The organism is Pseudoalteromonas sp. Z1A2, assembly GCF_011378755.1.
Classification (GTDB): domain Bacteria; phylum Pseudomonadota; class Gammaproteobacteria; order Enterobacterales; family Alteromonadaceae; genus Pseudoalteromonas; species Pseudoalteromonas distincta.
Genome location: NZ_WTKX01000002.1, coordinates 94,141 through 120,673, shown reverse-complemented (window position 1 = coordinate 120,673; position 26,533 = coordinate 94,141). Strand labels below are relative to the sequence as shown.

General features: G+C 39.1%; 30 protein-coding genes. 10 read left to right on the top strand and 20 right to left on the bottom strand.

Going from position 1 to position 26,533, the window contains the following annotated elements; genetic code table 11:
* Window positions 1-3: 3 nt before the first annotated feature.
* Window positions 4-1,326, top strand: coding sequence for a Na+/H+ antiporter family protein (locus GQR47_RS01995; RefSeq protein WP_165723446.1), 1,323 nt, complete (start codon window positions 4-6; stop codon window positions 1,324-1,326).
* Between the two features lie 272 nt (window positions 1,327-1,598).
* Here the strand turns inward: GQR47_RS01995 and GQR47_RS01990 are convergent, their stop codons facing one another.
* From GQR47_RS01990 to GQR47_RS01980, 3 genes are read right to left on the bottom strand one after another with little or no spacing between them, the layout of a single operon-like run.
* Complete coding sequence (locus GQR47_RS01990; RefSeq protein ID WP_024595365.1) at window positions 1,599-2,030, bottom strand: acyl-CoA thioesterase; 432 nt, start codon at window positions 2,028-2,030, stop codon at window positions 1,599-1,601.
* Between the two features lie 5 nt (window positions 2,031-2,035).
* Entirely contained in the window at window positions 2,036-2,854 is an 819-nt protein-coding gene (locus tag GQR47_RS01985) for a M23 family metallopeptidase (protein ID WP_024595366.1), read from the bottom strand.
* The gene (locus GQR47_RS01980) at window positions 2,847-3,704 is read right to left on the bottom strand and encodes a 6-carboxytetrahydropterin synthase (RefSeq protein WP_024595367.1); all 858 of its coding nucleotides are present in this window, start codon (window positions 3,702-3,704) and stop codon (window positions 2,847-2,849) included. Before GQR47_RS01980 ends, GQR47_RS01985 begins: the two co-directional genes overlap by 8 nt.
* A gap of 203 nt (window positions 3,705-3,907) precedes the next feature.
* Between GQR47_RS01980 and fabA the strand changes: the two genes are divergently transcribed.
* Complete coding sequence (fabA, locus tag GQR47_RS01975; protein ID WP_002960896.1) at window positions 3,908-4,423, top strand: bifunctional 3-hydroxydecanoyl-ACP dehydratase/trans-2-decenoyl-ACP isomerase; 516 nt, start codon at window positions 3,908-3,910, stop codon at window positions 4,421-4,423.
* 65 nt (window positions 4,424-4,488) lie between these two features.
* Here the strand turns inward: fabA and rmf are convergent, their stop codons facing one another.
* The gene (gene rmf / locus GQR47_RS01970; RefSeq protein ID WP_002960897.1) at window positions 4,489-4,659 is read right to left on the bottom strand and encodes a ribosome modulation factor; all 171 of its coding nucleotides are present in this window, start codon (window positions 4,657-4,659) and stop codon (window positions 4,489-4,491) included.
* 409 nt (window positions 4,660-5,068) lie between these two features.
* Here rmf and GQR47_RS01965 point away from each other — a divergent pair, with 409 nt between their 5' ends.
* The 3 genes from GQR47_RS01965 (at window position 5,069) to GQR47_RS01955 (ending at window position 7,235) form a co-directional block, all read left to right on the top strand.
* The gene (locus tag GQR47_RS01965; protein ID WP_024595368.1) at window positions 5,069-5,704 is read left to right on the top strand and encodes a TetR/AcrR family transcriptional regulator; all 636 of its coding nucleotides are present in this window, start codon (window positions 5,069-5,071) and stop codon (window positions 5,702-5,704) included.
* A gap of 49 nt (window positions 5,705-5,753) precedes the next feature.
* Window positions 5,754-6,746: an MDR family oxidoreductase gene (locus GQR47_RS01960; RefSeq protein WP_165723445.1), complete on the top strand. Its 993-nt coding sequence runs from the start codon at window positions 5,754-5,756 to the stop codon at window positions 6,744-6,746.
* 72 nt (window positions 6,747-6,818) lie between these two features.
* The gene (locus GQR47_RS01955) at window positions 6,819-7,235 is read left to right on the top strand and encodes a VF530 family protein (protein WP_024595281.1); all 417 of its coding nucleotides are present in this window, start codon (window positions 6,819-6,821) and stop codon (window positions 7,233-7,235) included.
* 98 nt (window positions 7,236-7,333) lie between these two features.
* Here the strand turns inward: GQR47_RS01955 and GQR47_RS01950 are convergent, their stop codons facing one another.
* The gene (locus GQR47_RS01950; RefSeq protein ID WP_024595282.1) at window positions 7,334-7,765 is read right to left on the bottom strand and encodes a DUF3859 domain-containing protein; all 432 of its coding nucleotides are present in this window, start codon (window positions 7,763-7,765) and stop codon (window positions 7,334-7,336) included.
* A 206-nt stretch (window positions 7,766-7,971) separates the two neighbouring features.
* On the opposite strand from GQR47_RS01950, the gene GQR47_RS01945 reads away from it, so the two are divergent.
* Together GQR47_RS01945 and GQR47_RS01940 are read left to right on the top strand one after the other, a co-directional pair.
* The gene (locus GQR47_RS01945) at window positions 7,972-8,976 is read left to right on the top strand and encodes a YHYH protein (protein ID WP_165723444.1); all 1,005 of its coding nucleotides are present in this window, start codon (window positions 7,972-7,974) and stop codon (window positions 8,974-8,976) included.
* A 13-nt stretch (window positions 8,977-8,989) separates the two neighbouring features.
* Window positions 8,990-9,520 (top strand): hypothetical protein, encoded by a 531-nt coding sequence (locus GQR47_RS01940; protein ID WP_024594604.1) that lies wholly within the window; start codon window positions 8,990-8,992, stop codon window positions 9,518-9,520.
* Window positions 9,521-9,626: 106 nt separating this feature from the next.
* Here the strand turns inward: GQR47_RS01940 and GQR47_RS01935 are convergent, their stop codons facing one another.
* The 7 genes from GQR47_RS01935 to GQR47_RS01905 form a co-directional block, all read right to left on the bottom strand.
* The gene (locus GQR47_RS01935; RefSeq protein WP_165723443.1) at window positions 9,627-11,444 is read right to left on the bottom strand and encodes a serine/threonine protein kinase; all 1,818 of its coding nucleotides are present in this window, start codon (window positions 11,442-11,444) and stop codon (window positions 9,627-9,629) included.
* A gap of 198 nt (window positions 11,445-11,642) precedes the next feature.
* The gene (locus GQR47_RS01930) at window positions 11,643-12,092 is read right to left on the bottom strand and encodes a hypothetical protein (RefSeq protein ID WP_024594875.1); all 450 of its coding nucleotides are present in this window, start codon (window positions 12,090-12,092) and stop codon (window positions 11,643-11,645) included.
* A gap of 267 nt (window positions 12,093-12,359) precedes the next feature.
* Complete coding sequence (locus GQR47_RS01925; RefSeq protein WP_024594874.1) at window positions 12,360-13,019, bottom strand: NAD(P)H-dependent oxidoreductase; 660 nt, start codon at window positions 13,017-13,019, stop codon at window positions 12,360-12,362.
* A gap of 142 nt (window positions 13,020-13,161) precedes the next feature.
* Window positions 13,162-13,965 carry a hypothetical protein gene (locus tag GQR47_RS01920; RefSeq protein WP_024594873.1) on the bottom strand — a complete coding sequence of 268 codons (804 nt, stop codon included), beginning with the start codon at window positions 13,963-13,965 and terminating at the stop codon, window positions 13,162-13,164.
* 379 nt (window positions 13,966-14,344) lie between these two features.
* Complete coding sequence (locus GQR47_RS01915) at window positions 14,345-14,581, bottom strand: hypothetical protein (protein ID WP_165723442.1); 237 nt, start codon at window positions 14,579-14,581, stop codon at window positions 14,345-14,347.
* Window positions 14,582-14,653: 72 nt separating this feature from the next.
* Complete coding sequence (locus GQR47_RS01910) at window positions 14,654-15,667, bottom strand: DUF5924 family protein (protein WP_138489039.1); 1,014 nt, start codon at window positions 15,665-15,667, stop codon at window positions 14,654-14,656.
* 136 nt (window positions 15,668-15,803) lie between these two features.
* Complete coding sequence (locus GQR47_RS01905) at window positions 15,804-16,553, bottom strand: ATP-binding protein (RefSeq protein ID WP_165723441.1); 750 nt, start codon at window positions 16,551-16,553, stop codon at window positions 15,804-15,806.
* Between the two features lie 621 nt (window positions 16,554-17,174).
* Between GQR47_RS01905 and GQR47_RS01900 the strand changes: the two genes are divergently transcribed.
* Together GQR47_RS01900 and GQR47_RS01895 are read left to right on the top strand one after the other, a co-directional pair.
* Entirely contained in the window at window positions 17,175-18,152 is a 978-nt protein-coding gene (locus GQR47_RS01900; RefSeq protein ID WP_165723440.1) for a DUF1852 domain-containing protein, read from the top strand.
* Between the two features lie 78 nt (window positions 18,153-18,230).
* Window positions 18,231-19,262, top strand: a complete 1,032-nt coding sequence (locus GQR47_RS01895) for a methionine synthase (RefSeq protein WP_165723439.1) — start codon at window positions 18,231-18,233, stop codon at window positions 19,260-19,262.
* A gap of 105 nt (window positions 19,263-19,367) precedes the next feature.
* On the opposite strand, the gene GQR47_RS01890 is transcribed toward GQR47_RS01895, so the two are convergent.
* The 3 genes from GQR47_RS01890 to GQR47_RS01880 form a co-directional block, all read right to left on the bottom strand.
* Entirely contained in the window at window positions 19,368-19,793 is a 426-nt protein-coding gene (locus tag GQR47_RS01890; RefSeq protein WP_165723438.1) for a retropepsin-like aspartic protease, read from the bottom strand.
* A gap of 109 nt (window positions 19,794-19,902) precedes the next feature.
* A complete protein-coding gene (locus GQR47_RS01885) occupies window positions 19,903-20,475 on the bottom strand; it encodes a hypothetical protein (protein WP_165723437.1) in 573 nt (190 codons plus the stop codon).
* A 43-nt stretch (window positions 20,476-20,518) separates the two neighbouring features.
* Window positions 20,519-20,917 carry a hypothetical protein gene (locus GQR47_RS01880; protein ID WP_165723436.1) on the bottom strand — a complete coding sequence of 133 codons (399 nt, stop codon included), beginning with the start codon at window positions 20,915-20,917 and terminating at the stop codon, window positions 20,519-20,521.
* A 239-nt stretch (window positions 20,918-21,156) separates the two neighbouring features.
* On the opposite strand from GQR47_RS01880, the gene GQR47_RS20405 reads away from it, so the two are divergent.
* Window positions 21,157-21,339 carry a phage integrase N-terminal SAM-like domain-containing protein gene (locus GQR47_RS20405; RefSeq protein WP_346776150.1) on the top strand — a complete coding sequence of 61 codons (183 nt, stop codon included), beginning with the start codon at window positions 21,157-21,159 and terminating at the stop codon, window positions 21,337-21,339.
* Between the two features lie 248 nt (window positions 21,340-21,587).
* Here GQR47_RS20405 and GQR47_RS01870 read toward each other — a convergent pair whose 3' ends face one another.
* From GQR47_RS01870 to GQR47_RS01850, 5 genes are read right to left on the bottom strand one after another with little or no spacing between them, the layout of a single operon-like run.
* Entirely contained in the window at window positions 21,588-22,358 is a 771-nt protein-coding gene (locus GQR47_RS01870) for an SDR family oxidoreductase (protein WP_024599746.1), read from the bottom strand.
* A 9-nt stretch (window positions 22,359-22,367) separates the two neighbouring features.
* Window positions 22,368-23,267 carry a 3-hydroxyisobutyrate dehydrogenase gene (gene mmsB / locus GQR47_RS01865; protein WP_024599747.1) on the bottom strand — a complete coding sequence of 300 codons (900 nt, stop codon included), beginning with the start codon at window positions 23,265-23,267 and terminating at the stop codon, window positions 22,368-22,370.
* Between the two features lie 10 nt (window positions 23,268-23,277).
* Window positions 23,278-24,429, bottom strand: a complete 1,152-nt coding sequence (locus GQR47_RS01860; protein ID WP_165723435.1) for an enoyl-CoA hydratase/isomerase family protein — start codon at window positions 24,427-24,429, stop codon at window positions 23,278-23,280.
* Entirely contained in the window at window positions 24,429-25,220 is a 792-nt protein-coding gene (locus GQR47_RS01855; protein ID WP_165723434.1) for an enoyl-CoA hydratase, read from the bottom strand. The genes GQR47_RS01860 and GQR47_RS01855 overlap by 1 nt, the downstream gene beginning before the upstream one ends.
* A 10-nt stretch (window positions 25,221-25,230) precedes the next feature.
* On the bottom strand, window positions 25,231-26,388 hold the full coding sequence (locus tag GQR47_RS01850; RefSeq protein WP_101163877.1) for an acyl-CoA dehydrogenase family protein: 1,158 nt from the start codon (window positions 26,386-26,388) through the stop codon (window positions 25,231-25,233).
* Between the last annotated feature and the right edge of the window lie 145 nt (window positions 26,389-26,533).

Sequence of the window (26,533 nt, the reverse complement as noted above, 5' to 3'; positions counted from 1 at the left end):
ACTATGAATGCTGTTGTTATAGGCGTTATTTTAATGCTCGGGCTATCTCTGGCTCGCGTTAACGTCATTGTTGCCATGATCATAAGCGCGTTAGTTGCAGGTATTACTGCTGGCTTGGGCATAAAAGAAAGTGTTGATGCGTTTAATTCTGGCCTTTCAGCTGGAGCTGAAATTGCACTAAGTTATGCTATGCTCGGCGCGTTTGCCGTTGCTATTTCTAAGTCGGGTTTAACACGTATTCTCGCTGATAAGCTACTTGCTAAAGTAAATGCAAAAGGCAGCGGTAATGAAACATTTTTAAGTTACTTCATTTTATTAATTATTTTAGGTTGTGCAATTTCTTCGCAAAACTTAGTCCCTGTACACATTGCGTTTATTCCTATTTTGATCCCGCCGTTACTCGTTGTTTTTAATCAGTTAATGTTAGACAGGCGTGCTATAGCGTGTATTTTAACATTTGGATTAGCAACGTCTTACATGGTGCTTCCTTATGGTTTTGGGGGTATTTACTTATATTCTATTTTGCACAAAAACCTAGTTGATAACGGCCTAGACATTGTAAATACCCAAGTCCCTGTGGCGATGATAATTCCTGCATTAGGTATGTTTATTGGATTGCTTATTGCGGTATTTATTACCTACAAAAAACGCCGCGAATACACCGAGCTCCCATTAACAACTGTTAGTAAATCGGCTGAGGTAGAAAACCCTAAAAAAGTAATGATTGTCGGGCTTTTTGCAGTACTTGCCTCACTTGTTGCACAAAACCTAAGTGGCTCAATGATTTTAGGTGGCTTAGTAGGTGTAATGATATTTAGTGTTTTCGGTGTAGTTAAGTGGGAAGAAAACGGCGACGTATTTAGTAAAGGCGTTGCGATGATGGCCATGATTGGCTTTATTATGATATCGGCACAAGGTTTTGCATCGGTTATGCAAGCCACTGGCGATGTAGCAAGCTTAGTACACAGCGCAGCCGCCCTTTTTGATGGTAATAAACCTTTGGCCGCCGGTGTTATTTTGTTAGTCGGGTTATTAATTACAATGGGAATTGGTAGCTCGTTTTCAACAGTGCCTATTATTGCAACTTTGTTTGTTCCTTTGTGTTTAGATCTTGGGTTTTCGGTTATGGCAACCGCTGCACTTGTTGGTACTGCGGGCGCTTTAGGTGATGCAGGCTCCCCTGCTTCAGATTCAACGCTTGGCCCAACATCAGGTTTAAATGCCGATGGCCAGCACGACCATATTAGAGACTCTGTTATTCCAACGTTTATTCACTTTAACATTCCACTGCTGATATTTGGCTGGATTGCAGCAATGGTGCTTTAGTTGTATGCATGTAAGTATTCGTAAATTTAATTAAAAGTTAAATGTAACTAAAAAGGTATGTTTAAAGCATGCCTTTTTAGTATCCAAATCCAACAACTCTCACCCCTATCAACTCCCCCCCAGTTTGATTACTTTTTTTAGTTAATATTAACTCTGTTGTCGAGGTTATATTTAATGAATATTTAGTATGATGTGTTCTTTTAGGGGTTTTATATAAGCACCAATTAAGGTGCTTATATAAATTTACTTTACCGCATATTTAAAGCTTTAAATTAATCAAAACCATAAATCATTTTGTCGCATACTACCGGAGTCGGTCTGTGGTTATCATCGACTGCAACAAACGTAAAGCTACCACTAATGGCAGAGTGCTTATCATCTCTGTGCATAGTTTCTAATAATATATCTACGTCAACTTTTAAGCTGGTATTACCTACATGGACTACTTTAGCAATTAACTCTGCAAAAGTACCTGCTGGTATCGCTTCTTTAAAATCAACTCTATCTGAAGATATAGTTACCAAAGGCTTACGGCAAAAACGAGTTGCTGCTATAAATGCCACTTCATCCATCCACGCCAGTGCATCACCACCAAATAAAGTATTGTGATGATTAGTACGCCCTGGAAACACAGTTTTAGTTACCGATGTGGTTGAGTCTTCAATACGCTGAGCAATTATTGCATCGCGATTTACTTCAGTCATAATCTCTACTTTTTGTTTGCTAATGTATCTTGCATTAGTAATGCAGGATCAAGGCGTTCGCCTTTCCAGTTAAAACGCCAATCTAGGTGAGGACCCGTTACACGCCCTGTTGCACCAATTTCAGCCACTTTGTTACCTTGCTTAATTTTGTCACCCACTTTTACATCAAGCTTACTTAAATGAATGTAAGTTGAGGTAATACCATGGCCATGATCAATAATTAATGTACCACCTGAGTAGTATAAATCAGGTTCAGAAAATACCACGGTACCACTAATTGGCGCGTAAACAGGAGAACCTGTTTTATTAGCAATGTCTAAGCCAAAGTGCGGACGACGAGGCTCACCATTAAAATAGCGCTGACTACCATAAACACCCGATATACGCCCTTCTGCAGGCTTTAACACAGGGTCTAAAAAGTACAGTAAATCAGAGTCTACTTCTCTCGCTTTACGAACAGCAACTGCTTCGCGGCTTATACGTGCACTGACTTCTTTTGCCGGTGAAACATACTTCTTAGCCACGCCGGTAATTTTATCAATTTCATATTCACGCTTAGTTATGGCTAGCGGCTGTGAATGCGATTTACCCGTGTTATCTACCCATTTTAAAGTATGAGTCGTTTCAGCGTCACGCCCAAAACCAAATACAAAGTCACCATTTGGCGAAAGTTTTAAGCTTTTGCCATCTAAACTTACTGAATTAGCGTTTTCTAGCTTTCCAGTAACTAAACCGCCTTGTGTTAAATGCCCTTTTAACTCAAGCGCCATAGCACTAAAGCTAGCAGAGGCAACAAGCGCTGTTGCTAAAAGTGTTTTAAACATAACTAATCGATCCTTTTCCAACACCTTCATAAGCCGTTACTTTCACTGCTTTTTCTGGGTATTGGGCTTTAATTTGGCCAGCTACATGTTCAGCAATACATTCTACAGTGGTATCTACTGGCAAAATGTCGCAACGAGACTCGCTTATAGCCATTTCAAAATAGCCTTGTGCCGATGTATAAGCAAAACATACATCACCCGCTTTGGCTGTTATGTGTTTTAAATCAGCTGCGTTAATTTGATCTTCACTGGTGGCTAAGTAAATATCTTCCCACTTTTGAGACCATTCTTTTTGCAAGCGCGGCATAGAGATACCATCTAGGCTAATACCAATTTGAGAACGATGCCCATGAATAATACGCTGGCAATTACCGTCATGCTTTTTAAGGCCATGGCTGTAATGATAGTAAAAACTTTGGCTGTGTTCAGGCTTAAGAGACAGCTCAATTTTTTCAATGTTATCTGGTAGCTTCGGTAAAATAGTCGCAATTAAAAATTCGGTAACCGATTCAACAGTTACTTCGTCTGCGTTAATCATGCAATAAGCTTGATGAGGAGCGCTCATAGCTAAGTGATTATTTTCACCAAATGTACAGTCGAGTGTTTTATGCTCGTCAAATTCAGATACAGTGCCATTAAGCCCTGTAGGAATTGCTAAACGGTGATCAATACACTCATCTATAATGCCTTTAATTTGCTTTTTAACTAAACCAAAGTCTAAAACCATAGACTCTTCGTTAAGTTTACCGTGCAAAGTTAAATCAACAATCCAGCTCTCGCCAACGGCGCCGCGTTTGTTACATAAGTAAGAAAAATCAATCACAGTTAGTGAGTTAACAAAAAGGATCATAAACTTCCTTTAGACTGGTTATAAGACAGCGTTAATTATAATGATTTCTGATTGTAATTGCGCGGTTTTATAGTGCAAAAACCAATCGCGTTGATTGATTGATGATTTAATATGCAATATTTTGATTTTTTAACTGCTCCGAGTTGTTTAGCGTACAAGTGTACGCTAAAGTACTTGGCAATTTCTAAGCGAAGATAAGTGTTATGGAACCTAAAAATAGCTATACAAAAGAAGAGTTGATCCTGTGTGGTCAAGGTGAAATGTTTGGTGAAGGTAACTGCCGTTTACCAAGTGACAACATGTTAATGATGGATCGCATTACCTCTATTACTGCTGATGGCGGTATTCATGGTAAAGGCGAAATTGTTGCTGAGCTTGATATTGACCCTAGCCTTTGGTTTTTCGATTGTCATTTTAAAGGCGACCCAGTAATGCCAGGTTGTTTAGGCTTAGATGCTATGTGGCAACTAGTTGGTTTTTACTTAGGTTGGTCTGGTGGCCCAGGTCTTGGCCGTGCGCTAGGTGTGGGTGAAGTTAAATTTACTGGCCAAATTTTACCAACTAATAAAAAAGTAACTTACCGCCTTGTAATGAAACGCGTAATTAAACGTAAATTATTCATGGGCGTTGCAGATGGCACTGTAGAAGTAGATGGCCGAGTAATTTACGAAGCAAAAGATTTAAAAGTGGGCTTGTTCCAAGACACTAGCGCGTTTTAATTTTTAAATGCGTACAAAAAGGCCTCCAACGTGGAGGCCTTTTTGCTTAAATTCGATTATTGATTTTAGGTTTTGTACATGTTGCGGTTTTCAATCGCTTCACGCCAACCTCCTAACCACTCTGATTTGGGATCTACTTGTTGATAAGGGCATAGCTCTTTTGAGCGACCTGCTAAACCTGCTTTAAAACCTTGAGAATGAGCTCTTTCTAAACGATCTCTTTTCTGTCTCTTCATCGGTAATATCCTCACCTTTTTATTTATATATTGTGTAGCATTAGTGAAATCTACATTTAATGAATAGTTAATAAAAATGTAAAATTCAAATCGTAAAAGCAATTAAATTGTTTGACTTTAACTAAGTTGCTGATGCAAAAATGAATTAACATTTAAAAAAGTAAGTGGTCATACAACATTTAATTTGACCGGTTTTATGCTAAATAAAATGCGACTCAATAATCGCTAAAAAGCACTTATGTGCTTTAATTGTGACCGACTAATATTGACTAAGTTCCAAACAAAAATGTAATCGTTACACTTTTATTTCATTAATCTTAAATTAATAGCCCGCCCCTAACTTGAAGTATTTTTAAACAATTTAAATTTATGCTTGATTATTTAAAGTCGATCGGTCTAATATGAGTTCATGAACAAAAATACATCAACACCAATACGCCGTGGTCGCCCACCTAAAATAGCCAGAGAGAACGCCGATACCAAAGCGCTACTTATTCGCACGGGCCTAGAAACCCTAACTGAGTTTGGCTTTAGCGCCACGGGGCTCGATACTATTTTAAAAAAAGCGGCTGTACCTAAAGGCTCCTTTTATCATTACTTTAAAAGTAAAGAGGCCTTCGGCATTGCGTTAGTTGATGCATACGACAGTTACTTTATTGCAAAGCTTACCCATTACATACAGCAAGAAGATGTTCCCCCACTTGAGCGAATCGTTAATTTTACCCAAAGCGCAATTAAAGGAATGAAAAAATACGATTACAAACGTGGCTGTTTAGTAGGTAACTTAAATCAAGAGCTTAACCATTTAAGTGATGAGTTTAAAACCAGATTAATGCAAAGCTACACCGCTTGGCAAAACCATGTAGAGGTTTGCTTAAACCAAGCTAAGCAACAAGGCACTATTGCAAGCCATGTAAATACAAAATTGATGAGTGAGTACTTTTGGATTGGCTGGGAAGGTGCAGTTATGCGCGCCAAGCTCACAAAATCAAATACTCCACTTACTTTGTATACAGAAATGTTTTTACGCGCATTATTAACCTAATGCGTTTTTATTTACCAATTAAAAGACGATCGGTCTAAAAGGATATCCCATGAGTAACCCAATTAAAGCCATTGTTATTAATAAAGAAGATAATAACTACAGCGCCTCATTATCGACTATCGAAAATAGTGATTTACCAAACGAAAACGTGTCTATCGACGTGCTATACAGCACACTTAACTATAAAGATGGTTTAGCAATTACAGGTAAAGGCCCCGTTGTACGCAGTTTTCCTATGGTGCCAGGTATCGATTTAGTGGGTACGGTTACAAATTCCACCAGCGATGAATTTAAAAGTGGCGATAACGTAATATTAAATGGCTTTGGTGTAGGCGAAAAACATTGGGGCGGGCTTGCTCAAAAAGCGGCACTTAATAGCGATTGGCTAATCCCCTTGCCTGCAGGTATCTCTCCAAAACAAGCGATGCAAATAGGTACAGCCGGTTATACCGCTATGCTAAGTGTTATAGCTCTTGAAAAACAAGGTATTACGCCTGAATCTGGCGAAATACTGGTAACAGGTGCCAATGGTGGTGTAGGCAGCTTTGCTATTTATTTATTAAACCAGCTAGGCTACAACGTAACAGCAGCTACGGGTCGATTAGATCAAAGTGAATATTTAAAAGAGTTAGGTGCTAAACAAGTAATTTACAGAAACGAGCTTTCAAATCCTGGTAAGCCTTTGCAAAAAGAGCGCTTTGCAGCGGCAATAGATTCAGTAGGTAGCCATACACTTGCTAATATTTGTGCATCATTAAAGTATGGGGGTGTAGTAACGGCCTGCGGACTTGCCCAAGGCATGGATTTACCTGCCTCAGTTGCCCCATTTATATTACGTGGTGTGTCACTAATAGGCATTGATAGCGTAATGCGCCCTAAAGCCGACAGAATTGAAGCGTGGGATCGTTTAGCTAAATTAGTAAGCGCCGATTATTTAGATAAAATTTCGACTGAAATATCACTAGAACACGTAATTGATAACGCAGAGCTACTTATGCAAGGCAAAATTCGCGGTCGTGTTGTAGTTAATTGTCAAAGTTAAGCTATTTACACTGTTAAAGCCTCGTTATTAAATTTATAATGCAATTTGTATTTTAATTACGAGGCAACACCTATGAGCAACCAAGAACTTTTCAGTAATAATCCACTGCAAGGCGTTAAATTAGAACAAGTGGTTGAAGAGCTGGTTGAACAATACGGGTGGGAACTCCTACACGCTTATTTACAACTTAACTGCTTTAAAAACAATCCTGATATAAAGTCAGCGGTTAAATTTTTACGTAAAACACAATGGGCACAAGAAAAAGTAGATAACTTTTACCTTTATCGTCTTAAAAACTTACCTAAGCCTGATGATGTGCAATACGAATTACCGCCACGCGATCGTGTGATCCCAGCTGATCATAAACCTGGTGAGCCATGTGAATTAAGTTTTAGCGATGCGAAACGCATTATGGAAAAAAAAGCAACAAAGCAACGTGCTCGTGATCGCAAACAACGCTCTAATTCTAGTAACCCTTGGGGTAACTAAACACGCTAATTTACTTTTGTAGAGCTATTTTAAATGGCTCTACAACTCTCTTTTATTAATTTTTACTACATCCCCGCCATATAGCTAAAAAATAGAAATCAATACCCTCGGTTTTTCCAAAAATCAGTTTCAGTACGCTCTGCCTCTAATGCCACCTTAAATGTTTTATCAGCAATGATTTTTCCATTAAGCTCAATCGTCATACGCCAATTACCCAACTTGTTTTCTATTGGCAGCCAAAGCGTATCGCCTAAGTAAAAGTTCCAATCACTGTTTTTAACGTATACATCGCCTTCAAAGGGGTCCATTACATCACCGTCACTGTCTGGAATATCTGGATGGTATATACAGTAGTGAAGCTTTTCGCCTTTGCCCTTTTTAATATTTACGATTAAGCCAAACTCAACATCTACCTCAGCTATTACATTTGTTGTAAATTGCTCTATTTGTGGCAATGCTTTACTTTCGCTATCCCACTTAGAGTAAATACCGTGACTTTGTAACGTCACTACAGGTTTTGTTTTAGCCATTAAGGTAACCTTTTATATTAGCTATTTTTGCATTAGTTTAACTTTTTGAAATTTTAAAATAAAACACAATCCAATAAAGTTAAATCTCAACTTAGCTTTAATACTTCGTCTATTTACATCATTGCTAATTTGTCATCATTGTTTACACACTATTTGCACAATTGCTGATTATTGTTTGAGTAACTTAATTGAACAGGTAAGCAGCAATGAAACTACACGCAGTTAATATTAAAAACTCAAATAGGGTAAATGCTATAAAGCTAAGCACCTTGGCTTTAGTTGTTTCATCGTTAGTTGCTTGCGGAGATGGAGAAGGCATAGTTGATACCTCAACAACTACAGATTCATCACCAACAACCTCAGATAACGGTACAGGTACGAGTAGCTCAACCCAAGGCGTGTTTTGTGAATATAACTACAGTGAATATAACGAGTCAGAATCAGTACAAGCCACCAGCGCTGCAGATTGGTCATGCACAGGAACTACACGCAACTTAGTCGCTAATGGCATACCTGATCACGAAGTAGGTACATTCCCTAATGCCGATAACCCAAATACTATTTCTGAACAATCAGTAAATGAAAGCTACACACTTGAGCCTGTAGAGACAACACAAGCAACCATGCTTGGTGGCCCTCGTGGAGTGATAGGTGTTGTACTTAACGGCATTAAAATAGACGCCGGCACAGGCGGAAGTTGCGGTGATTCAGGCACCGATTGCGATTTAGGCGACAACAGCGGTAATTGGAATATAGAAGCCTTAAGCCAAGACACGTTTAGTTTTGGAACAGACGACAACAATGCACACGTACAACCCGATGGCACATATCACTATCATGGTATGCCAGAAGGCTTTGTAGCAATGCGAGGTGGCAATAGCTCAACTATGACTCTAATAGGCTGGGCAGCAGACGGCTTTCCTATATATGCACGTTACGGCTACTCAGACTCAAGTGATGCAACTTCAGCCCTAACCGCAATGACCGGTAGCTACCAACATATAACAACCGTAAGCGCAAACCGCCCTTCTACCGATATATACCCATTAGGTACATTTGCACAAGATTGGGAATACGTAGCAGGCTCTGGTGATTTAGACGAATGTAATGGCCGCGTTGGCGTAACACCTGAGTTTCCTCAAGGGATATACCACTACTACGCAACAGACACTTACCCGTTTTTTCAACGCTGTGTAAAAGGCGAAGTTTAGTTAGGAGTAAGTTATGCCTTATATAAAAAATTATCTGCTAAGTGTGACCACATTGGGCTTATTGAGCACATCAACATTAGCAAACGCGCATTTAATGGTTGCAGAGCACGGTACGCTGAATTTTGTTGATAATAACGTGTTTATTGTGCTTTCAATCCCTATGTCGGCTTTTAAGGGGGTTGATGAAAACAAGGATGGCAAAGTGTCAATAGTTGAGTTTAACGCTCATAAAAAGCTAATAACTAAGCGAGTTAAAAAGAACGTTTATTTAGCGGATCATCAGTATAAATTTACTATTGATGGACTTTTGCTAAACCCAGAAGCGTCGCATACACATAAAAGCAACAACATAGACCAAATAACCATTACTGGGCGCTACTCTTTGCATAGTAAACTAACCAAGGTTAACTTTAACGTTAAGCTATTTAGTAACAATGAGCACAAGCAGCATTATCAAATTACAGCGGTTAATAAAACGCAAAAGCTAACTCATCAATTTGAGCTATCACCAATGTCGCCCTTTAGTAAGGTGTTTACTAATTAGTGATACTTACCCAAATAATTAAGTAGCAAAGAGTACAAGTTAAACCAATTTGTTCTCTTTTTTATTTTTGTCGTCTTATTTAACACTCTTTAGTGAAGGGTTCTTTCTATAAAGATACAAGCTTGGGATTTTTAGGAAAATAATGCTCTTGTTGCTGCTCACATAAACTAAACTCACGGGTGTTTTTATATGGTAACTTCATAAAGCCCGCAACACCCACGTCCGTAATATTTACCGCGTATTGCATTAGTTTATTAAGAAGGCGTTTAAACTCAACCTCTTTGCTCGAATCGAGTAAACGGTAGTAATGGTGAATTTTCATTCTGTCCGGCAGTGCTTCAAAAATAATACACCCCGTATGATGAATTTGGTTAAGCTCAAATACGCACTTAATAACTTTTTTTGGTAGCTGTAGTTGCTCATCAGGGTCTTTACCGTCTTCAAAGTATGAATGCGGGCGGGTTATGTCGTTTGCTTTCATGCTTACAACTTCGTATTCAAGCTCTGGTAGGCTATCAAACTTAAATGCACCGGTGCCATCTCGCTCTAGTTGAATGGTTTTACGGGCGTCAAACAAACAACACTTAAATAACCCCTTTTGATTAATCGCTTGGGCTAGCATCACTGTGTTATTAATCGCATCACTAAAGGCATCACCCAATGATTCGTCATGCATAATTAAAGACGATTCAACAAACATTGACTCATCCTTCCAATGAAAACTAAGCCCACCTACTACAGGGTACTTAGCTAATCGGCTTATTGATGCTAAAAATGCTTTTTCGGTATCGCCTGTATCAAACAAAAACTCTTTATAATAGCGGTCAAGTTGCGCGTCATTTATATCAAGTAATTGCTGGTTAAGATCGGCTTGGCGTAAAAACTGTTTTCGTGAACTATACACCACCGTGTCGGGCTGCTCGTCGTTGCCATACCAAAAAGGGATATCTGCTTTTCTTTGTTTTTTATCAAGCTCAGGTAAATACATTTTGGCCATAGTTGTAATGTTACGCATAAAGTAATCACCAGCACCATCACGTATGGCCTTACTTTTTGACAGCATGCCATCAATCACCTTAGCCAGCTCTTTTGGGAGCCCTAAGCTGCTTGCAGGAATGGCTTGTGCACCAAAGCGGCACGACTGCGCCGACGCTAACGCATACAACGTAGCGGCTACACCTTGTTCGTCAAATCGTGGGGATGATTGCTCTCCCGACATTTGCGCTTCACCAATAAAGTACACATCGCCCATACGGGCATTCGTTGTGCTTAAATCGCCCGACATTAAATCCATAAAGTTACTGGCAACAGGGTTACCATCACTATCGAGCTGTGCATACACAGAGCTGCCCCAATCCACTAATGAAAGCGCGTCAGTGTTTGCATCCCAAACAAGGTTTGAAGGTTTTATATCGCCATGCACTATAGGTTGTGGGTTAACGCCGTTTTTGTGACTACGTAAATCAATTAATACAGTACGTAACCTAACAGCTAACGCCATTATTTGCGCGGCACTAAAGCGCCCTGTTTTAAGCGATACTTTTTCAAGGTCCTCTCCAATGGCGCGCGCCATCATTAAAATCCCTTGTTTTTTAATTCGCTCAAATGCATAAAAGGTAGGCACTAAGGGGTTATTAATTTGCGAAAGCATATACGCTTCGTCTTCTAGGCGGTCGCGTACACTTTGGGCAAGCGTAATACGCGAAAACTTAAATACCCAAGGTAAGCAGTTATCGTCATCACCTGCAAACACAAAACCAAAAGCACCCGAGCCAATCATTTCAACGTTTTTGTAGCCCAGCAGTGTTAGCTGCTTAATACAAATATTAAGCCACTGGCGGTGTTTTTTAGCATCGCGGTGCGAAAGCAAATAAACAGATTGCTCTTCGTTGATATAAAAATTGCGGATTTCTTTGGCTTTCAATGCAGGTACTCAAACTTATAAAACTAACCAATTATTAGTTTTATGTAATGAGATTACAATAGGTTAAATAAGAGTTTTGAAATCGTGGGATAAAACAGCGCTAAAGTAGCGCCATAGCAGTAAATTTAAGTGTAAACGTTAAAGCTTAAAGTAAGCTTTCATAATGAACTGTATATAAATACAGTGCATTGCTTTTTGCTAACTTTCTATAACACGAAGCTGCTTAATTGATGACACAGCTATGTGCGTTTGATAATAATATTTATTAGTGGCTCTACCACGGCTCATAAAATCGATAGTTACTCGTTTAGCTTCGCCTGTTACTTCTATTGTTTTATTAATAAAAAAGGTGTCTGCTGGTTGTCCGTATTTACTTTGAAGCTCGGCTACCACATTAGGCTGTATTGATATCGTAATAGCACGCCTATCACGATAATCAGTTTCTGTATTTAAATACAACCAACTCCCCTGAGCTCTCGCCGCTTTAATATGAAACTGGTAAGTGCCAGCAACACCCTTTGGTGCACTTTGCTCAGTTAAAGCGATAAGGTTCATATTTGCTGCCGTACTTTGGCTTATTTCAATTTTATGGGGAACAGAACTACATGCACTAAGCGTAAGCACACTTAGTAAGGCTAGATATTTCAAGACACAATTTCCTTGTTTCTTACACCAATTCGCATAATTCAGTGATCTATTTTGAGACAATAAAATCGTGTGGAAAACACAGCAAAAATTTCGTTATTGAGTTGTTCTATATCAGAAACTTTTAATGCAGTTAGCGATTTAATCCCTTAAATTGATTAACTATTATTGCGAATTGGTATTATGCATTATTAAAAATATGTAGTGTTAATGATACCACTATATGCAGCTGTGTTTCTATAATCAATCCAAACAATTAATTAGCGGATATTAAGGCGCATTGCGCTGAGAAGGATCTGTTTTAAAGCTTTTTAGCAAACTTTGTGGGTCAACCACCTCTGTATACTCTTTAGCAGCCTGCGCCCACCATATTAGTTGGCCAAACGTGCGTGAGAAATAATTAAACCACGATGATTGACTCTCTCCTGCAACAGGTTTGCCATCCTCACTAAACACATTTTGCGCTTTTGGCACGTGGATCATAGCCGATACTGGCAAACAGCCAAGTTCAGATAAAAACGTGCGCATACTAATGGCCGCTCTTACACCACCCCACTGTCCTGCTGAGTAAGTAACTATTGCACTTGGTTTGTATGAAAATAGTGAGCTACCAAAATGATTAAGTAAGTCAGCGAGGGCTGGACTCATGCTGTGATTGTACTCAGGGCTAATCATTATATATCCATCTGCGGCTTTAATTTTATCAGCTAATAGAGTGAGCTCGGTAGGTGCATTACTTTTAGCGTATGCAAAGTGTGGTTTAAATACGTTTTCGCTAGGAAAATCCAACGCATCAATTAGCTCAAACTCATGATCGCCAAAATGCTCTGTTAAGCATTCTATACAAGCCCGAGAAACCCTTAAGCCTAAGCGAGCTGGTTTTGGTGGAGTGCTATCGCGTACTGTGCCTAAAAATACTAAAAACTTCATATGTAATTCTCAACTTTTTTAAACGATAGCTAAACACTAACATTTTTTAGTTATTGTGTATTACACATACGCATTGTTTATTGATTCAAAGCATACGAATAATTTAAAAGCTGTAAACTCACCCTCAAAAAGCAAACACGCCCTAGTATTGATAACTTAGCCCTACACCACCCCAAAATATATTTCGAAGTGTCTCGTCACCTGCAAAGCGTTTTTCATCCTTATTAACTGCAATGCTATAGCTTGTATATGTGTATAGGGCTAACTGATTAAAAAGCTGATACGACAAGTTTGCAGTAAACTTAACGTTGTTTACTCCGTTGTGCCCATCACTAACATACCCCGCATTAACCCCCACGCCTGATTGAATATCTACTGATAGTAAATCGTTAATATAAAAACCTTTTTTTACTGCCATCTCCAAAAATGTACCGCTGGCATCAAATGAATAATAAACACTACTTAATAACTGAATACCGTCCGCAAAAAAATACGCAACGTCGAGGCTTAGCTCATTATCGTGAGCATCAATGCCTTCTTCGCGAGCTTTAATATAGTTATAGCCTACATACATCTCTATCCGCTCAGATAAGTGAGCGGTATAAATAGCATTTAAATTAAGCTCTGAATAATCACTACTAATACCTTTTGCCGCCCAAGGGATCACCGCAAAGTTTTTATAGTTAACCTCAGTAGCAATTGATGCAATACCATTACCGGCAAGGTTATCTCGACCTTCGGTAACATATCGGCTCTCCCATAATGGATGAATATGTAAATCAAACTCTTTATTTTTATAATTTACGTCAGTATGGGTATGCTTAATATTTCCGCCTACGCCCACTTCAAGCTCTTGGTAGTGCTCTTGTGTTTTTGCTTGTGCGTAAGCTGTATTTGCTACCGCTAGAGTCGTAATAACAAATACATATTTTAAATAGTGAGTCATTTATTAAGTCCAAAACCATCATAAATGGTAAAAAGTGGCGCATAGTATTGTTATAAAACGTGTTAGCGAAATAAATAGATGCATATATATTGTTTTATTTATTAGATTTGAAGTATTTACTAAGTATTACCCATAAACTACAAGTTGCAATTAGCTCGGGTTTTAACCAGCAAACCAAAGCTATATACGCACCGAGCAATGCTCTAGCAGGTACTTAATTTAATAGTAAAATGATAGTTATAGTACTCACGGTGAGGTGTTCCCTATTGCAAAAACAGGAAAAGTATAAGTAGGAAGTGTAAAAAGTGCGGTAACGGGACAAACATAAGCAGCAACAACTCAATAGGCTGATTATTCTTAACCTAATTTATTAGCAAATTTAATGACTTAAATAAGCCATAACGGCAATGAGTGCAACATAAAAACCAAAACCTAGTAAGAAGGTAAAGTCGACTCTTCTAGCTTTACTCCCTTTATAAGATGCAAAGTCTTTAAACTCGCTTTTATACAGCCCAAACGTAACCACTTTTAATAGTAGCCAACCGGTCGAGTAAAATAAAAAGCTCAAGCCAGTATCAACTATTAGCCAAATAAAAATCTCAAATGCAATACTCATTAACTATGTCCATTAGTTTGGAATACAAAAACTATATCAGCTATGTGTTTAAAATACAGCCGGCTTAGTTAATTAAGGTGTAACAGTAAATTTCGTTAAACCTATTAACTGACCTGATTCGGTGACTACTTTTACCTGCCACTTACCAACAGAGTCGCTAGGAAAATTTACCTTGTGGGTCCATGCTCTGTAACCTAGCTCTCTCCCGCCGTTTATATTTAACGTGATCCGATCAACTTCCTTTTTATTATGAAGCCACACATGAAATATTTTTTCATTTAAGCCTCTTGGTGCTTTAACAGCGGTCCAACTATATAAACCTTGATGATGCAGTGTATAAGAGTCTAACTGTTTAATACTCCCTACTGGCTTTTTATGCTGTAAATCAACTTCATGAGCTAGCGTAATATCGGTTAATCGCAGCGCAGCAGGAGGCACATAGCTTCTTAACTGCCACACAGCAGTGCTCAAAGCACATAAAATCAATACAAGAATAGGAAAGCGCCACCAGCGTGCATTAGGCATTAAATTGTTTAAACTCGGAAGAGTAACCACTACAGCCGTTACAAGGGCTGCAGCTAAACTTTGGCTCGTGGTAAGGTTTAACAAAATAGGTAAGGTAACAAGTAAAACAACGAATAAAGCAAAGTTATGAAACACACTAAATAACGTACGGTTTTTAGCAAGCTTCTTATAATAGAAGGGGTCGATTACCGATATAACCGCACACAAAACAATGAGGGAGGTAAAAAATGCTTGAGGATGGTCCCACTGCGTAACCGCTAAAAAAAACGGCAAAGCAAAAAATAGACTTTCTTGTTGCACCATTTGTAGAGCAAAACGCATTACATTAGGAGATACAGCCACACCAAATTTTTCTTCTACTTTGTCTCGTAGCCAATTATCAATAATTAGCCACAACCAACTAATAAGTAAAAATATCGCAATAACTTGCGAAAAAGACTCTTTTCTATCTACAAGTGCAAAGCTGGCAACGCCCGACAAAAACGCCAATACAGCCAATAATCCAGGCCGCTTTTGCATCGCGCTTATAAATTTGGCGATTATATTTTTACAGTAATCCATGTATGAGTGTTTCCGTACGGGTACGTACTTTATTATTTTTATTCAGAGTAAGGTTAGTTTAACCACTTTTAAATGAACAACAGATAGACGGATGGATTTAAACGCGTCATTTAACAGTACATCAAACTAACCATTTTTAATTAAATAAAAGCTCGGCATAGCGCGTCATTGGTACGTTTATTAATTTTTGTAACGCGTGAGCCTTAGCAAGTAATTCATCCTCACTAAGTACAGGCATTTTATTGTTAAAAGCAAAAACAATTTTATTCCCGCCTTCAATAATAAAACTAAAAATCTTTCCTGAAAATTCTTTCTCAAGTAGTTGATCGAACGCTTCTCTTTGCCCAACTTTGGTATGGCAAATATTAAGTACTAAAACACCATCAAAAGTGAGCGCATTTTTACAATCGCGTAAGTAGGATGATTGCACCTGATCTGATTCCATCCCTTCTGAGCTATATAAATCAGAAAAAATAACATCCGTTTTTATCTGCGTTTTTTTCATGTAGTTTGCCGCATCATCAATGTGAATAAACAAACGTTCTGACACAGGCAGTTCAAAATATTTTATAGCCATATCAGCCACGGCTTTACGGTATTCAACGGTATGTATGGTCAGTGAAGGAAACGCATGATAAAGACTTTTTGCTATAGAGCCCGCCCCAAGTCCCATTATCATCGCGGTTTTTAAATTTGGTATAAAAAAAATCGCAGCCATCATAGCTTGCGTATAAGCTAAGCTTAACCCATTAATATTATTTAACTTAATACAGCTTTGATAAATTTTTCCGTCAAAGCTGAGAATAAGATTCTTTTTTGTTTGATATACATAAACAGGGCCATGCTCATCAATAGTTGATGCAATACAAGTGCCTTTGATATCCACGAATACTCAATAAGTGAGGTGATGAAAAACGAGTATAACTTAGTTAACGTACTACCATTGCTACTAATATGGCTCATAACGCTTTTATTAATTTACAAGCATTTATACGTACTCAAAAAAGTCGGTTTATCATTTAGGTTAGATGAGCTGAAGTATCTGCTTTTATAGTGAATTAAAACTTTCCCAGTGATGACTCTTAGTACAAGCAACGACTTAACCTACTAAAAATTTGACTAATGTACTGTTATAGCTATAAAAAACCCCTTTGAATATTCCTCATGTTCAACATGAATAAAGTGCACACCACCACTAAAGAAGTCTAAACGGCTAAACATCCATCCTTTATTTTTACTGATTTGTGCCTTTTTTTCGTCAATTGCTACGTAATCGAATCTAACAATAATGATTAATGAATATGACTCATGTTTTATGTGAAATTAAACCGTTTTTCTTCATATACCAATCAACGTATAAATTACTCATCCCTTAGCGCTAAACACTATTACTAACAACTTAAAGCCGCTGAATACCTAAACCAGCTAAGCCAGCTAAGTAAGTTGCAAGACTAATAAAGCGCAGAGCATCAATCAGGTTTAAATTATAAAATTGGATATAAACACGATGAAAAAAGATTTTACATTTAATATTAAGAGCGTTTCACTCGACGAAAATTATCATCCATCAACTAATACGCGTATCACAACCAACTTTGCTAATTTAGCCAGAGGTGAATACCGCAAAGCAAACTTACGTAACGCCTTAAACATGATTAACAACCGTTTTAATGCCCTAGCCCATTGGGATAACACCAAAGGTGAGCGTTATGCTGTTGAGCTTGAAATTATCTCTGTTGAAATAGGTATTGAAGATGGCGGCGAAAGCTTCCCCTCTATCGAAATATTAAAAACAAATATTGTTGATCATAAAACAAATAAACGCATTGAAGGTATTGTAGGAAACAACTTTTCATCGTATGTGCGCGACTACGATTTTAGCGTACTTCTACAAGAGCATAATAAAGGTAAGTCTCAATTTAGCATTCCAGATGACTTTGGGGTATTACATGGCAAGCTATTTCAGTCATTCGTAAATTCGGATACATACAAACAAAACTTTAAAAAACCACCGGTTATATGCCTAAGTGTGTCAGATAACAAAACCTACAACCGCACTGAAAACCAACACCCGGTACTTGGCGTTGAATACGAGCCAAATGAATCATCTTTAACTGAGCAATACTTCAAAAAAATGGGCTTGCAGGTACGTTACTTTATGCCGCCAAATAGTGCAGCGCCTTTAGCATTGTTTTTCTTTGGTGATTTACTTAATGATTACAGCAATCTTGAGCTTATAAGCACCATTAGTACGATGGAGACGTTTCAAAAAATCTACAGACCAGAGATTTATAATGCCAACGCAACAGCGGGTAAATCATATAAACCAAACTTAAAAAACTTGGATCACTCACTAACTCAAATTGTGTATGACCGAGAAGAGCGCGGCAAGTTAGCCAGTGAGCAAGGCAAGTTTGCACAAGAGCATTTTATCAAGCCGTACCAAACGGTCCTTGAGCAATTCTCTACTCGCTATCTGTCATAACAACTAATAGCAACAACCAGTAATAACACGCTTAACGCTACGTTTAATAATTAACTAAAATATACGGCATTATTTATTATGAAAAAATTACTACCTACATCTACCGCTGGCAGTTTACCTAAGCCTTTATGGCTTGCAGAGCCAGAAACACTTTGGTCACCTTGGAAATTACAAGGTGATGAATTAACCCAAGGAAAACACGACGCCCTACGCTTGTCATTATTCGACCAACAACAAGCAGGCATTGATATTGTTAGCGATGGTGAGCAAACAAGGCAGCATTTTGTAACTACATTTATAGAGCACCTAAATGGCGTTGACTTTAAAAAACGTAAAACAGTAAAAATTCGTGACCGATACGACGCAAGCGTACCCGCTGTTGTTGGCCCTGTGAGCCGTCAAAAGCCTGTGTTTGTTGAAGACGCTAAATTTTTACGCAAGCAAACCAAACAACCTATTAAATGGGCATTGCCAGGCCCAATGACAATGATAGACACGCTTTACGACGATCATTATAAAAGCCGCGAAAAACTAGCGTGGGAATTTGCCATCATTCTTAATCAAGAAGCAAAAGAATTAGAAGCCGCCGGCGTTGATATCATCCAATTTGATGAGCCCGCGTTTAACGTATTTTTTGATGAAGTAAACGACTGGGGAATTGCCTGTTTAGAGCGCGCAATTGAAGGTCTTAAATGCGAAACCGCCGTGCATATTTGCTATGGCTACGGCATTAAAGCAAATACAGATTGGAAAAAAACACTAGGATCTGAATGGCGACAGTACGAAGAAGCATTCCCTAAGCTTCAGCAATCTAATATCGATATTATCTCACTAGAGTGCCATAACTCCCATGTACCAATGGATTTACTAGAACTCATTCGCGGTAAAAAAGTAATGGTAGGCGCAATTGATGTAGCAAATCACACTATCGAAACGCCAGAGGAAGTAGCAAGTACGCTACGTAAAGCACTGCAATTTGTAGATGCCGACAAACTCTACCCGTGTACAAACTGCGGCATGGCTCCACTACCTCACCATATAGCCAGAGGTAAACTAAATGCCTTGAGCGCTGGAGCTGAAATTATAAGAAAAGAGTTATTAGAAAAGTAGCTTTGAAATACAAATTGTAAACAATAACAGCTGTCGCACCATGTCATATTAAAATCCATAAACATGGTGCGTTAGATAAAATTTAAAGCACCAAGTTTAGGTTAGTTACTTAATTTTTTTATTAAAAAGCTCTAGCCTGTTTTTTGAAAAATCGATAACTGCTTGGTATTGAGTAAAAAAAGGAGAGCCTAACAAGCCATGTTCTCCCTTTTCACCACCCGCTACCTGTACATGGTCAAGATTAAGTGACACAAAGTCAGGACTTTCAAACAAGGCATTTCCAAACTCAATTGAATCAACTTCTATATCTCCCATAGCGTGATCCGAAGTGCCTAAGCCTGCTGCATTCTCATCATTGAGTTTTTCTTCAATGCCTAACTCACTTAGGCATCCCCTGTCTAAAACAGATGCCCCAGCGCCAGTATCTAAAATAAAACGTAACAATTTACCGTTAATTTTAGCTTCAACAATTTGGTGGCCTGTTTCTGATATTTCAAACTCAATTACAGTTTTGCCTTCAGATAAATTCATATACGTTCCTTGTTATAGAGTTTTTAAAATATTACTTACTATTTTCAGCTTCCCACAATTAATAGCCAAATTTTTCTAGTCGCCCAGCTCAGCGCGTTTTGTTATATGGCTATTTTCTATCTAACCAGCATTTTTCAAACACTACTTGGTTTGAGTTAGAAACAATTAACTTATGAACAAAACTCAAGTCATCCAAGAGAGCAGGATCATTGCCTACCATGTAAGTAACGCTTGATGAATTTACCCAATTACCATTAATACTAACTGACGCCTCATTTTTTAATAGTAATCCCTCGAATAGCCCTTGATATCCAGCCATAACATGAATGGCTTTACTCAACTCTCGTCCTTGCAAGCCATCTGTTGGAATTAAGAGGTTTGAGTGGTCTATAAGTTTGTTTTTTGGCATTTTAGATAAGCTTTCAAGTATGTAAGCTTTAGCGTCTTTTAAATATGCCTTATGGTTTGCCATATTATTTTTAACAAAGTCTATCGCTTTTGATACAGGTAAAATTACCTTTGAATAATTAGTTTTGTAGAAAATGGCTGGAAGCTCATAAGATTCGGGATGCACTAATTCAGATTCCCATTTAACTAGGTATTGGGTTGACTCACAAGGATCAGATTCTGCTTTCACAAAACCAGAAACTAAAATAACCGCTAAAACTAAAATTTTCTGCATACTTTCCCTAGCTATAGTCCAGCTTAGTTGGCTTGTTATGTGTTTATACCACTTTGTTTTTATTGGAAAAGCTACTGAACAAATAAACTATACCATACCAAGAAATACAACCAACAACATATACAACTATTTCGCGAAAACTATAATAAGGTATAGCTCCGCTCCTTAAATCATCTATTGCGCCAATAAATAAACCAACTGAAATTAATGAACCGATGGCTAAATTTATAGAAGTATTGAGGAGCTTAGAAGATAAAAATGTAAAGCATGCTGAAAAGAAACCTAAATAAATGATTATATGAAGCTCAATATAGTAAATGAGTTCAAATTCATGCTTTTCACCTGCAAAAGGATAAAGTGGTTGTGGCGGTGCTAGAAAATAACCTAATAGCGCTCCTAGTAAAGTAGCTAATGGGATTAATAAAACTTTAAATTTACTCATAGTTTGAAAAACACATAACAATTTTGTCTACGACATTTATCGTTTTATAAACCGACAAATGTCCATATATTACATTGCATTTATCTTAAACATCAAATAAACACCTGTAAACAATTAGTTAACTGGAAATTATTTTTAATCAATGCACAAATGCACCGAAATGGTGGAGATCAGTAATATTGGACAAAACAACAAGCACTGTCTATATATACAGTTAACTTTTGCTAGAGATTCATATCATGAAGTCACCTTTTTTAACTATGATAGCCGAACAAATGTATCTAAAGCGTTATGCTAAAAGTACCATTAAAGCGTATTTATACTGGATAGCTTCGTTTATTCGATTTAACTCTATGAGGCACCCAACAACGATGGGACATAATGAGGTCGAACTTTTTTTTAGCTTTTTTAAACTCGTTTAGTCAACCAACAAAATGTTGCTCCTAATACTCAAACACAAGCCTTAAATGCGTAGAGCTTTTTATTTAAAAAAGTGATTAAAAAGCCACTCTCATTAGGTTTTATTAAGAGCAAACGAGCAACTAATTTCACAACAAATTTCCAACGCCGTTATCAGCCCTTTTTCAAGATTATAAACTCCCCGATTTAAAACAAAAAAGCACAGCCCACAAGCGCCATGCTTTTTAAATCAATCTTAATCCCGCTTGTTTTACAAACGAATACCGCCGTCTATTTCAACAACACGACCGGTAAAAAAGTCGTTTTCGATTATGTATTGTGCAGTATGGGCAATTTCGTCGCTTTCGCCTAAGCGCCCTACTGGCGTTACTGCAAGCATACGTTGTTTGGCTTCGGGCTTCATGGCGTCGGTCATGGCGGTGCTTATTACACCTGGTGCAATAGCGCCTACACGTATACCAAATCGGCCAAGTTCTTTAGCCCATGTGGTGGTAAGTGCCACCACGCCTGCTTTTGATGCCGCATAATTTGTTTGGCCTATGTTACCTGCGCGCGCTACGCTCGACATATTGACTATAACGCCGCCTTTACCAGATTCAATCATGTGGCTTGCCGCTTCACGGCCTGCTAAAAACACACCTGTCAGGTTTACATCAATTACTGATTGAAATTGCTCAAGAGACATTTTTTTAACGACTTTACCGTCTTTAGCCTTTATAAACATGCCGTCGCGTAAAATACCGGCGTTGTTTATAAGCACGCCAATATGGCCAAAATCGCTGTTAATGGTATTAAATACGTTTTCTACTTCGCTCTCAGTGGTTACGTTTGCGGCATAACCTTTTATGTTGCTGGTTACACCTTCAAGCTGTGTGAGTTCTTCGCATGCGGTGTTTAATAAGTCTTGTGCCATATCTATTAAAGCAATGTTAGCACCCATAAGTGCAAACTTTTGCGCCATTGCAAAGCCTAAACCTTGTGCGCCGCCGGTTATTACTACCGTGTTATTTTTAATTTCCACGCGTTGCTCCTACTTTGAAAACAGTTTAAAAATGGCACTAAAGTCATCACTACCCGCACCTTGGTGCTGTAGCATAGTGTATAAATTTTTAGCCATTGAACCCATTGGGGTTGATGAATTACTTTGCTGCGCGGCTTCCATAGCAAGGCCTAAATCTTTAGCCATTAAATCGACCATAAAGCCAGGTTTGTAATCGTTACTTGCAGGGGCTGCATCCATTACACCTGGGCAAGGGTTGTAAAGTTCAAGCGTCCAGTTACGGCCCGAACTTGCGGTCATAATGTCGCTAAGTACTTTAGGATCGAGGCCGTTGTTAATACCCATTTGCAGTGCTTCGCTGGTACCTGCCATTAAAATGCTAAGTAGCATGTTATTACATATTTTTGCTACTTGCCCTGCGCCAATATCGCCTGCATGAAATATGTTTTTACCCATATCACTAAGCACTGTATTTGCTTTATCGAACGCTGCTTTTTCGCCACCTACAATAAAGGTAAGAGTGCCAGCAGTTGCGCCTGCAACGCCGCCCGATACCGGTGCATCAACGAAGCTTATGCCTTGTTTACCAAGTGTACTGCCTACAATACGTGCTGATTCTGCATCTATTGTTGAGCAATCAATTACTAATGTATTGTTGCTCAGCCCGTTAATTAAACCGCTGTCGTCGTTATTACCTAAGTAAAGCGACTTAACATGTTTGCCCGCAGGTAACATACTAATAAGTACGTCAGCATTAGTTGCGCACTGCTTTGCATCAACTGCTGCTTTTGCGCCTTTACTTGCAAGCTCATTTACGACCGACTGGTTTAAATCAAACACGCTAACAGTATGGCCTGCTTTAATTAAGTTAGCCGCCATTGGGCCGCCCATATTACCTAAGCCGATAAAACCAATATTGAGTTTAGTCATCGTCTTTCCTTTATTTGTGTGATGGCGTGTCTAAGCCATTGAGAGGGTGGTTTTCGCCAAAGCGATTAGCAAAAAAACTGTCGATTATTGTTTGTGGTACATCACTAAGTGTTTTGTACTGCCAATTAGGCGCGCCGTCTTTATCTATTAATAACGCCCTTACACCTTCTTGAAACTCACCTACTTCGCCAGCGCGAACCGACATACCTAGCTCCATTTTAAAACACGCTAATAAGCTTTTGCCTTTGCTGGTTTTTAATTGCTCACTAACGAGTGCACAACTTAATGGGCATCCGTGTTTAAGTGATTTTTGAGCGCGTTGTAGCCACTTGTCATTAGTGGTTAGCCCTAAAATATAATTAACCTGCTCTTGCAAGGTTTTAAACTCACCCAGTTTTTGAATCGTTTTTAGGTTAGCTTTTATATTGCCTTTAGGCATACGCGCAGATTGGTTGTCTAAATCGGTGAGTAAATCGGTTAATCGCTCATGATTTAAGCTCACAGTTTTGCCCCACTTTGCAGTTAAAATTTGCGCAAGCATGGCATCATATTTATTACTATCGATAAAGTGATCGGCAAGCGATACAAAATGCGCGTCGTCGCAGTTAATTGATGCTGACGTTAGCCCTAAAAATAACCCGACGTTTTGTGGCATTTTATGTAAAAAGTAACTCCCGCCTACATCTGGGTATAAACCTATGGTTTGCTCTGGCATGGCAATACGAGATGTTTCGGTTACAACGCGGTGGCTAGCACCGGCCATTAGCCCTAAACCGCCGCCCATCACTATGCCGTTACCCCAAACAAGGATTGGTTTATCAAAGGTATGAATAAGGTAATCAAGCTTGTACTCAAGTGTAAAAAAATCTTCAACTAAACTTGTTGGTTTACCCTGCGCCATCGCATGATGAAGGCTCACAACATCGCCACCAGCACAAAATGCTTTATCGCCTGCGCCTTTTAACAACACCATTGCAATAGCATCATCGTCTTGCCAAGCTCGCAATTGCGGCTCAAGTAATTTGATCATCTCAAAATTAAGCGCATTTAATGCTTTTGGCGCATTGAGTGTAATAAGCCCAATTAAACTGCCATTTTCTGCGGTTGCGGTTTCAAATATCACGGGCTCGTCGGTGCTATTTAATACTGTTAAAGCACTCATTAGCCGTTTACCCAGTTAGCGCGGCGTTTTTCTAAAAAGGCATTTACGCCTTCTTGTTGATCTTGTGTATCAAACAATCCAACAAACAATTCACGCTCAAGAGGCAATACACTTGCCATTGGTTGATGGCGCCCCTTTTGAATCAATGTTTTACATGCTGCAACTGAGGTAGGGCTTTGCTCGCTTACTTGATTAGCTAGTTTTAATGCCGCCGCAAAGCTTTCACCGTGTGGTACTACTTCTTCTACTAAGCCAATTTGTAGGGCTTTATCGGCTTTTAAGCGCTCGCCGCATAAAATCATGCGTTTTGCCCAGCCTTCGCCGACAAGCCATGCTAAATTTTGTGTACCACCCGCACAGGGTAATAACCCTACTTTAGCTTCAGGCAGCGCCATTTGCGCTTGCTCTTCCGCAATACGTATATCGCACGCAAGGGCGACTTCTAGCCCGCCGCCCATTGCATAGCCGTTTATGGCAGCAACCGACACACCTCTAAAATTAGTAAGTGCTTCAAATGCTTCACCAAATACACGCGACATATCAGCGGCTACGCCTTTATCGCCACCAGCAAATACGTTTAGGTCGGCACCCGCGCTAAAAAACTTCTCACCTTCACCAGTCAGTACTAAGGCGTAAATATTTTTGTTATTATTAAGCGCGTTAACGGTATTTTTTAAATCAACTAGGGTGTCTTTTGTCCAGGTATTAGCTGGCGGATTAGACATAGTTAAAATAGCAACATGACCTTCGGTTGTAAGTTCAATACTCGGATTAGATTTAGATTCTGACATACATTGCTCCTTATAAAACGTCGTTTGCAGACTCAGCTAAAATTCGGCGCGCTATAATCACACGCATAATTTCGTTAGTGCCTTCTAAAATTTGATGAACGCGTACATCGCGTACATGGCGCTCAAGCGGGTATTCTTTTATGTAACCGTAACCACCATGAATTTGCAGTGCGTCGTTACACACGGTAAAGCCAACATCGGTAGCAAAGCGTTTAGCCATGGCGCAGTAAGTGGTTTTTTCAACGTCGTTATTATCAAGTTTAAATGCAGCAAGCCTAACCATTTGGCGCGCAGCTACAAGCTCGGTGTTCATATCGGCAATTTTAAATTGCAACGCTTGAAACGCAGCCAATGGTTTACCAAATTGTGTACGTTCTTTTAAATATTCACGGGCGGTATTAAGCGCCGCTTGCGCTGTACCAATTGAACATGTGGCAATGTTAATTCGGCCGCCATCAAGGCCTTGCATCGCAAATTTAAAGCCTTCGCCTTCTGCGCCTAACAAGTTATGCGCAGGAATGCGTACATCTTCAAAGCTAATTAGGCGTGTTGGTTGTGCGTTCCAACCCATTTTTTCCTCAGCTTTGCCGTATTCAACGCCTTTAGCGTCGGCAGGCACTACAAATGCCGAAATACCCGCAGCGCCTTCGCCGCCTGTACGTGCCATTACAACTAGCACTTCAGTTTCGCCAGCGCCCGATATAAACATTTTTGAGCCGTTAATAACGTACTCATCGCCCTCAAGCACGGCTTTGGTTTTAAGTGATGCGGCGTCTGAGCCCGACCCTGGCTCAGTTAAACAATAAGAGGCAAGTAACTCGCCCATTACTAATTGCTCAACGTATTTGTCTTTTACGGCATCGGTACCAAAACTTGCTACCATCCAGGTGGCCATATTATGAATGGTCAACATGGCCGTTGTTGCGGTACAACCCATAGCAAGTTGTTCAAAAATAATGCTCGAATCTAAACGAGATAAACCAAGGCCGCCTGCTTCCTCTGGCGTGTATAAACCACAAAAACCAAGCTCGCCCGCAGCTTTAATCGTGTCTTTAGGAAAGATATGTTCGCGATCCCATTTTGCGGCATGGGGCGCAAGTTCTGACTCGGCAAATTGACGTGCAGTTTGTGCAAAGGCTTGTTGATCTTCAGATAAGTTAAAGTCCATGGTAGACCTCTTTAATTGTGTTAGTTGTGTTGTTAGTGTTTCCCGTTACAGGGATAGTTTGTGACGAGCGGCGAAGGCTTATGTGTGTGTTGTGTGTGAAGTAGCCTTCGCGCCCATCTTTTTTATTAATTATTCTTTTATTTAC

What these genes read in the sequence shown, in the direction of transcription:
- GQR47_RS01910 (WP_138489039.1), bottom strand. Translation starts at nt 15,667, where the DNA reads ATGGATTACTGTAAAAATATAATCGCCAAATTTATAAGCGCGATGCAA.
- GQR47_RS01965 (WP_024595368.1), top strand. Translation starts at nt 5,069, where the DNA reads ATGAACAAAAATACATCAACACCAATACGCCGTGGTCGCCCACCTAAA.
- GQR47_RS01895 (WP_165723439.1), top strand. Translation starts at nt 18,231, where the DNA reads ATGAAAAAATTACTACCTACATCTACCGCTGGCAGTTTACCTAAGCCT.
- GQR47_RS01995 (WP_165723446.1), top strand. Translation starts at nt 4, where the DNA reads ATGAATGCTGTTGTTATAGGCGTTATTTTAATGCTCGGGCTATCTCTG.
- GQR47_RS01855 (WP_165723434.1), bottom strand. Translation starts at nt 25,220, where the DNA reads ATGTCAGAATCTAAATCTAATCCGAGTATTGAACTTACAACCGAAGGT.
- mmsB (WP_024599747.1), bottom strand. Translation starts at nt 23,267, where the DNA reads ATGACTAAACTCAATATTGGTTTTATCGGCTTAGGTAATATGGGCGGC.
- GQR47_RS01960 (WP_165723445.1), top strand. Translation starts at nt 5,754, where the DNA reads ATGAGTAACCCAATTAAAGCCATTGTTATTAATAAAGAAGATAATAAC.
- GQR47_RS01950 (WP_024595282.1), bottom strand. Translation starts at nt 7,765, where the DNA reads ATGGCTAAAACAAAACCTGTAGTGACGTTACAAAGTCACGGTATTTAC.
- GQR47_RS01955 (WP_024595281.1), top strand. Translation starts at nt 6,819, where the DNA reads ATGAGCAACCAAGAACTTTTCAGTAATAATCCACTGCAAGGCGTTAAA.
- GQR47_RS01985 (WP_024595366.1), bottom strand. Translation starts at nt 2,854, where the DNA reads ATGTTTAAAACACTTTTAGCAACAGCGCTTGTTGCCTCTGCTAGCTTT.
- GQR47_RS01860 (WP_165723435.1), bottom strand. Translation starts at nt 24,429, where the DNA reads ATGAGTGCTTTAACAGTATTAAATAGCACCGACGAGCCCGTGATATTT.
- GQR47_RS01915 (WP_165723442.1), bottom strand. Translation starts at nt 14,581, where the DNA reads ATGAGTATTGCATTTGAGATTTTTATTTGGCTAATAGTTGATACTGGC.
- GQR47_RS01980 (WP_024595367.1), bottom strand. Translation starts at nt 3,704, where the DNA reads ATGATCCTTTTTGTTAACTCACTAACTGTGATTGATTTTTCTTACTTA.
- GQR47_RS01880 (WP_165723436.1), bottom strand. Translation starts at nt 20,917, where the DNA reads ATGAGTAAATTTAAAGTTTTATTAATCCCATTAGCTACTTTACTAGGA.
- rmf (WP_002960897.1), bottom strand. Translation starts at nt 4,659, where the DNA reads ATGAAGAGACAGAAAAGAGATCGTTTAGAAAGAGCTCATTCTCAAGGT.
- GQR47_RS01990 (WP_024595365.1), bottom strand. Translation starts at nt 2,030, where the DNA reads ATGACTGAAGTAAATCGCGATGCAATAATTGCTCAGCGTATTGAAGAC.
- GQR47_RS01925 (WP_024594874.1), bottom strand. Translation starts at nt 13,019, where the DNA reads ATGAAGTTTTTAGTATTTTTAGGCACAGTACGCGATAGCACTCCACCA.
- GQR47_RS01945 (WP_165723444.1), top strand. Translation starts at nt 7,972, where the DNA reads ATGAAACTACACGCAGTTAATATTAAAAACTCAAATAGGGTAAATGCT.
- GQR47_RS20405 (WP_346776150.1), top strand. Translation starts at nt 21,157, where the DNA reads ATGAAGTCACCTTTTTTAACTATGATAGCCGAACAAATGTATCTAAAG.
- fabA (WP_002960896.1), top strand. Translation starts at nt 3,908, where the DNA reads ATGGAACCTAAAAATAGCTATACAAAAGAAGAGTTGATCCTGTGTGGT.
- GQR47_RS01850 (WP_101163877.1), bottom strand. Translation starts at nt 26,388, where the DNA reads ATGGACTTTAACTTATCTGAAGATCAACAAGCCTTTGCACAAACTGCA.
- GQR47_RS01900 (WP_165723440.1), top strand. Translation starts at nt 17,175, where the DNA reads ATGAAAAAAGATTTTACATTTAATATTAAGAGCGTTTCACTCGACGAA.
- GQR47_RS01890 (WP_165723438.1), bottom strand. Translation starts at nt 19,793, where the DNA reads ATGAATTTATCTGAAGGCAAAACTGTAATTGAGTTTGAAATATCAGAA.
- GQR47_RS01885 (WP_165723437.1), bottom strand. Translation starts at nt 20,475, where the DNA reads ATGCAGAAAATTTTAGTTTTAGCGGTTATTTTAGTTTCTGGTTTTGTG.
- GQR47_RS01940 (WP_024594604.1), top strand. Translation starts at nt 8,990, where the DNA reads ATGCCTTATATAAAAAATTATCTGCTAAGTGTGACCACATTGGGCTTA.
- GQR47_RS01920 (WP_024594873.1), bottom strand. Translation starts at nt 13,965, where the DNA reads ATGACTCACTATTTAAAATATGTATTTGTTATTACGACTCTAGCGGTA.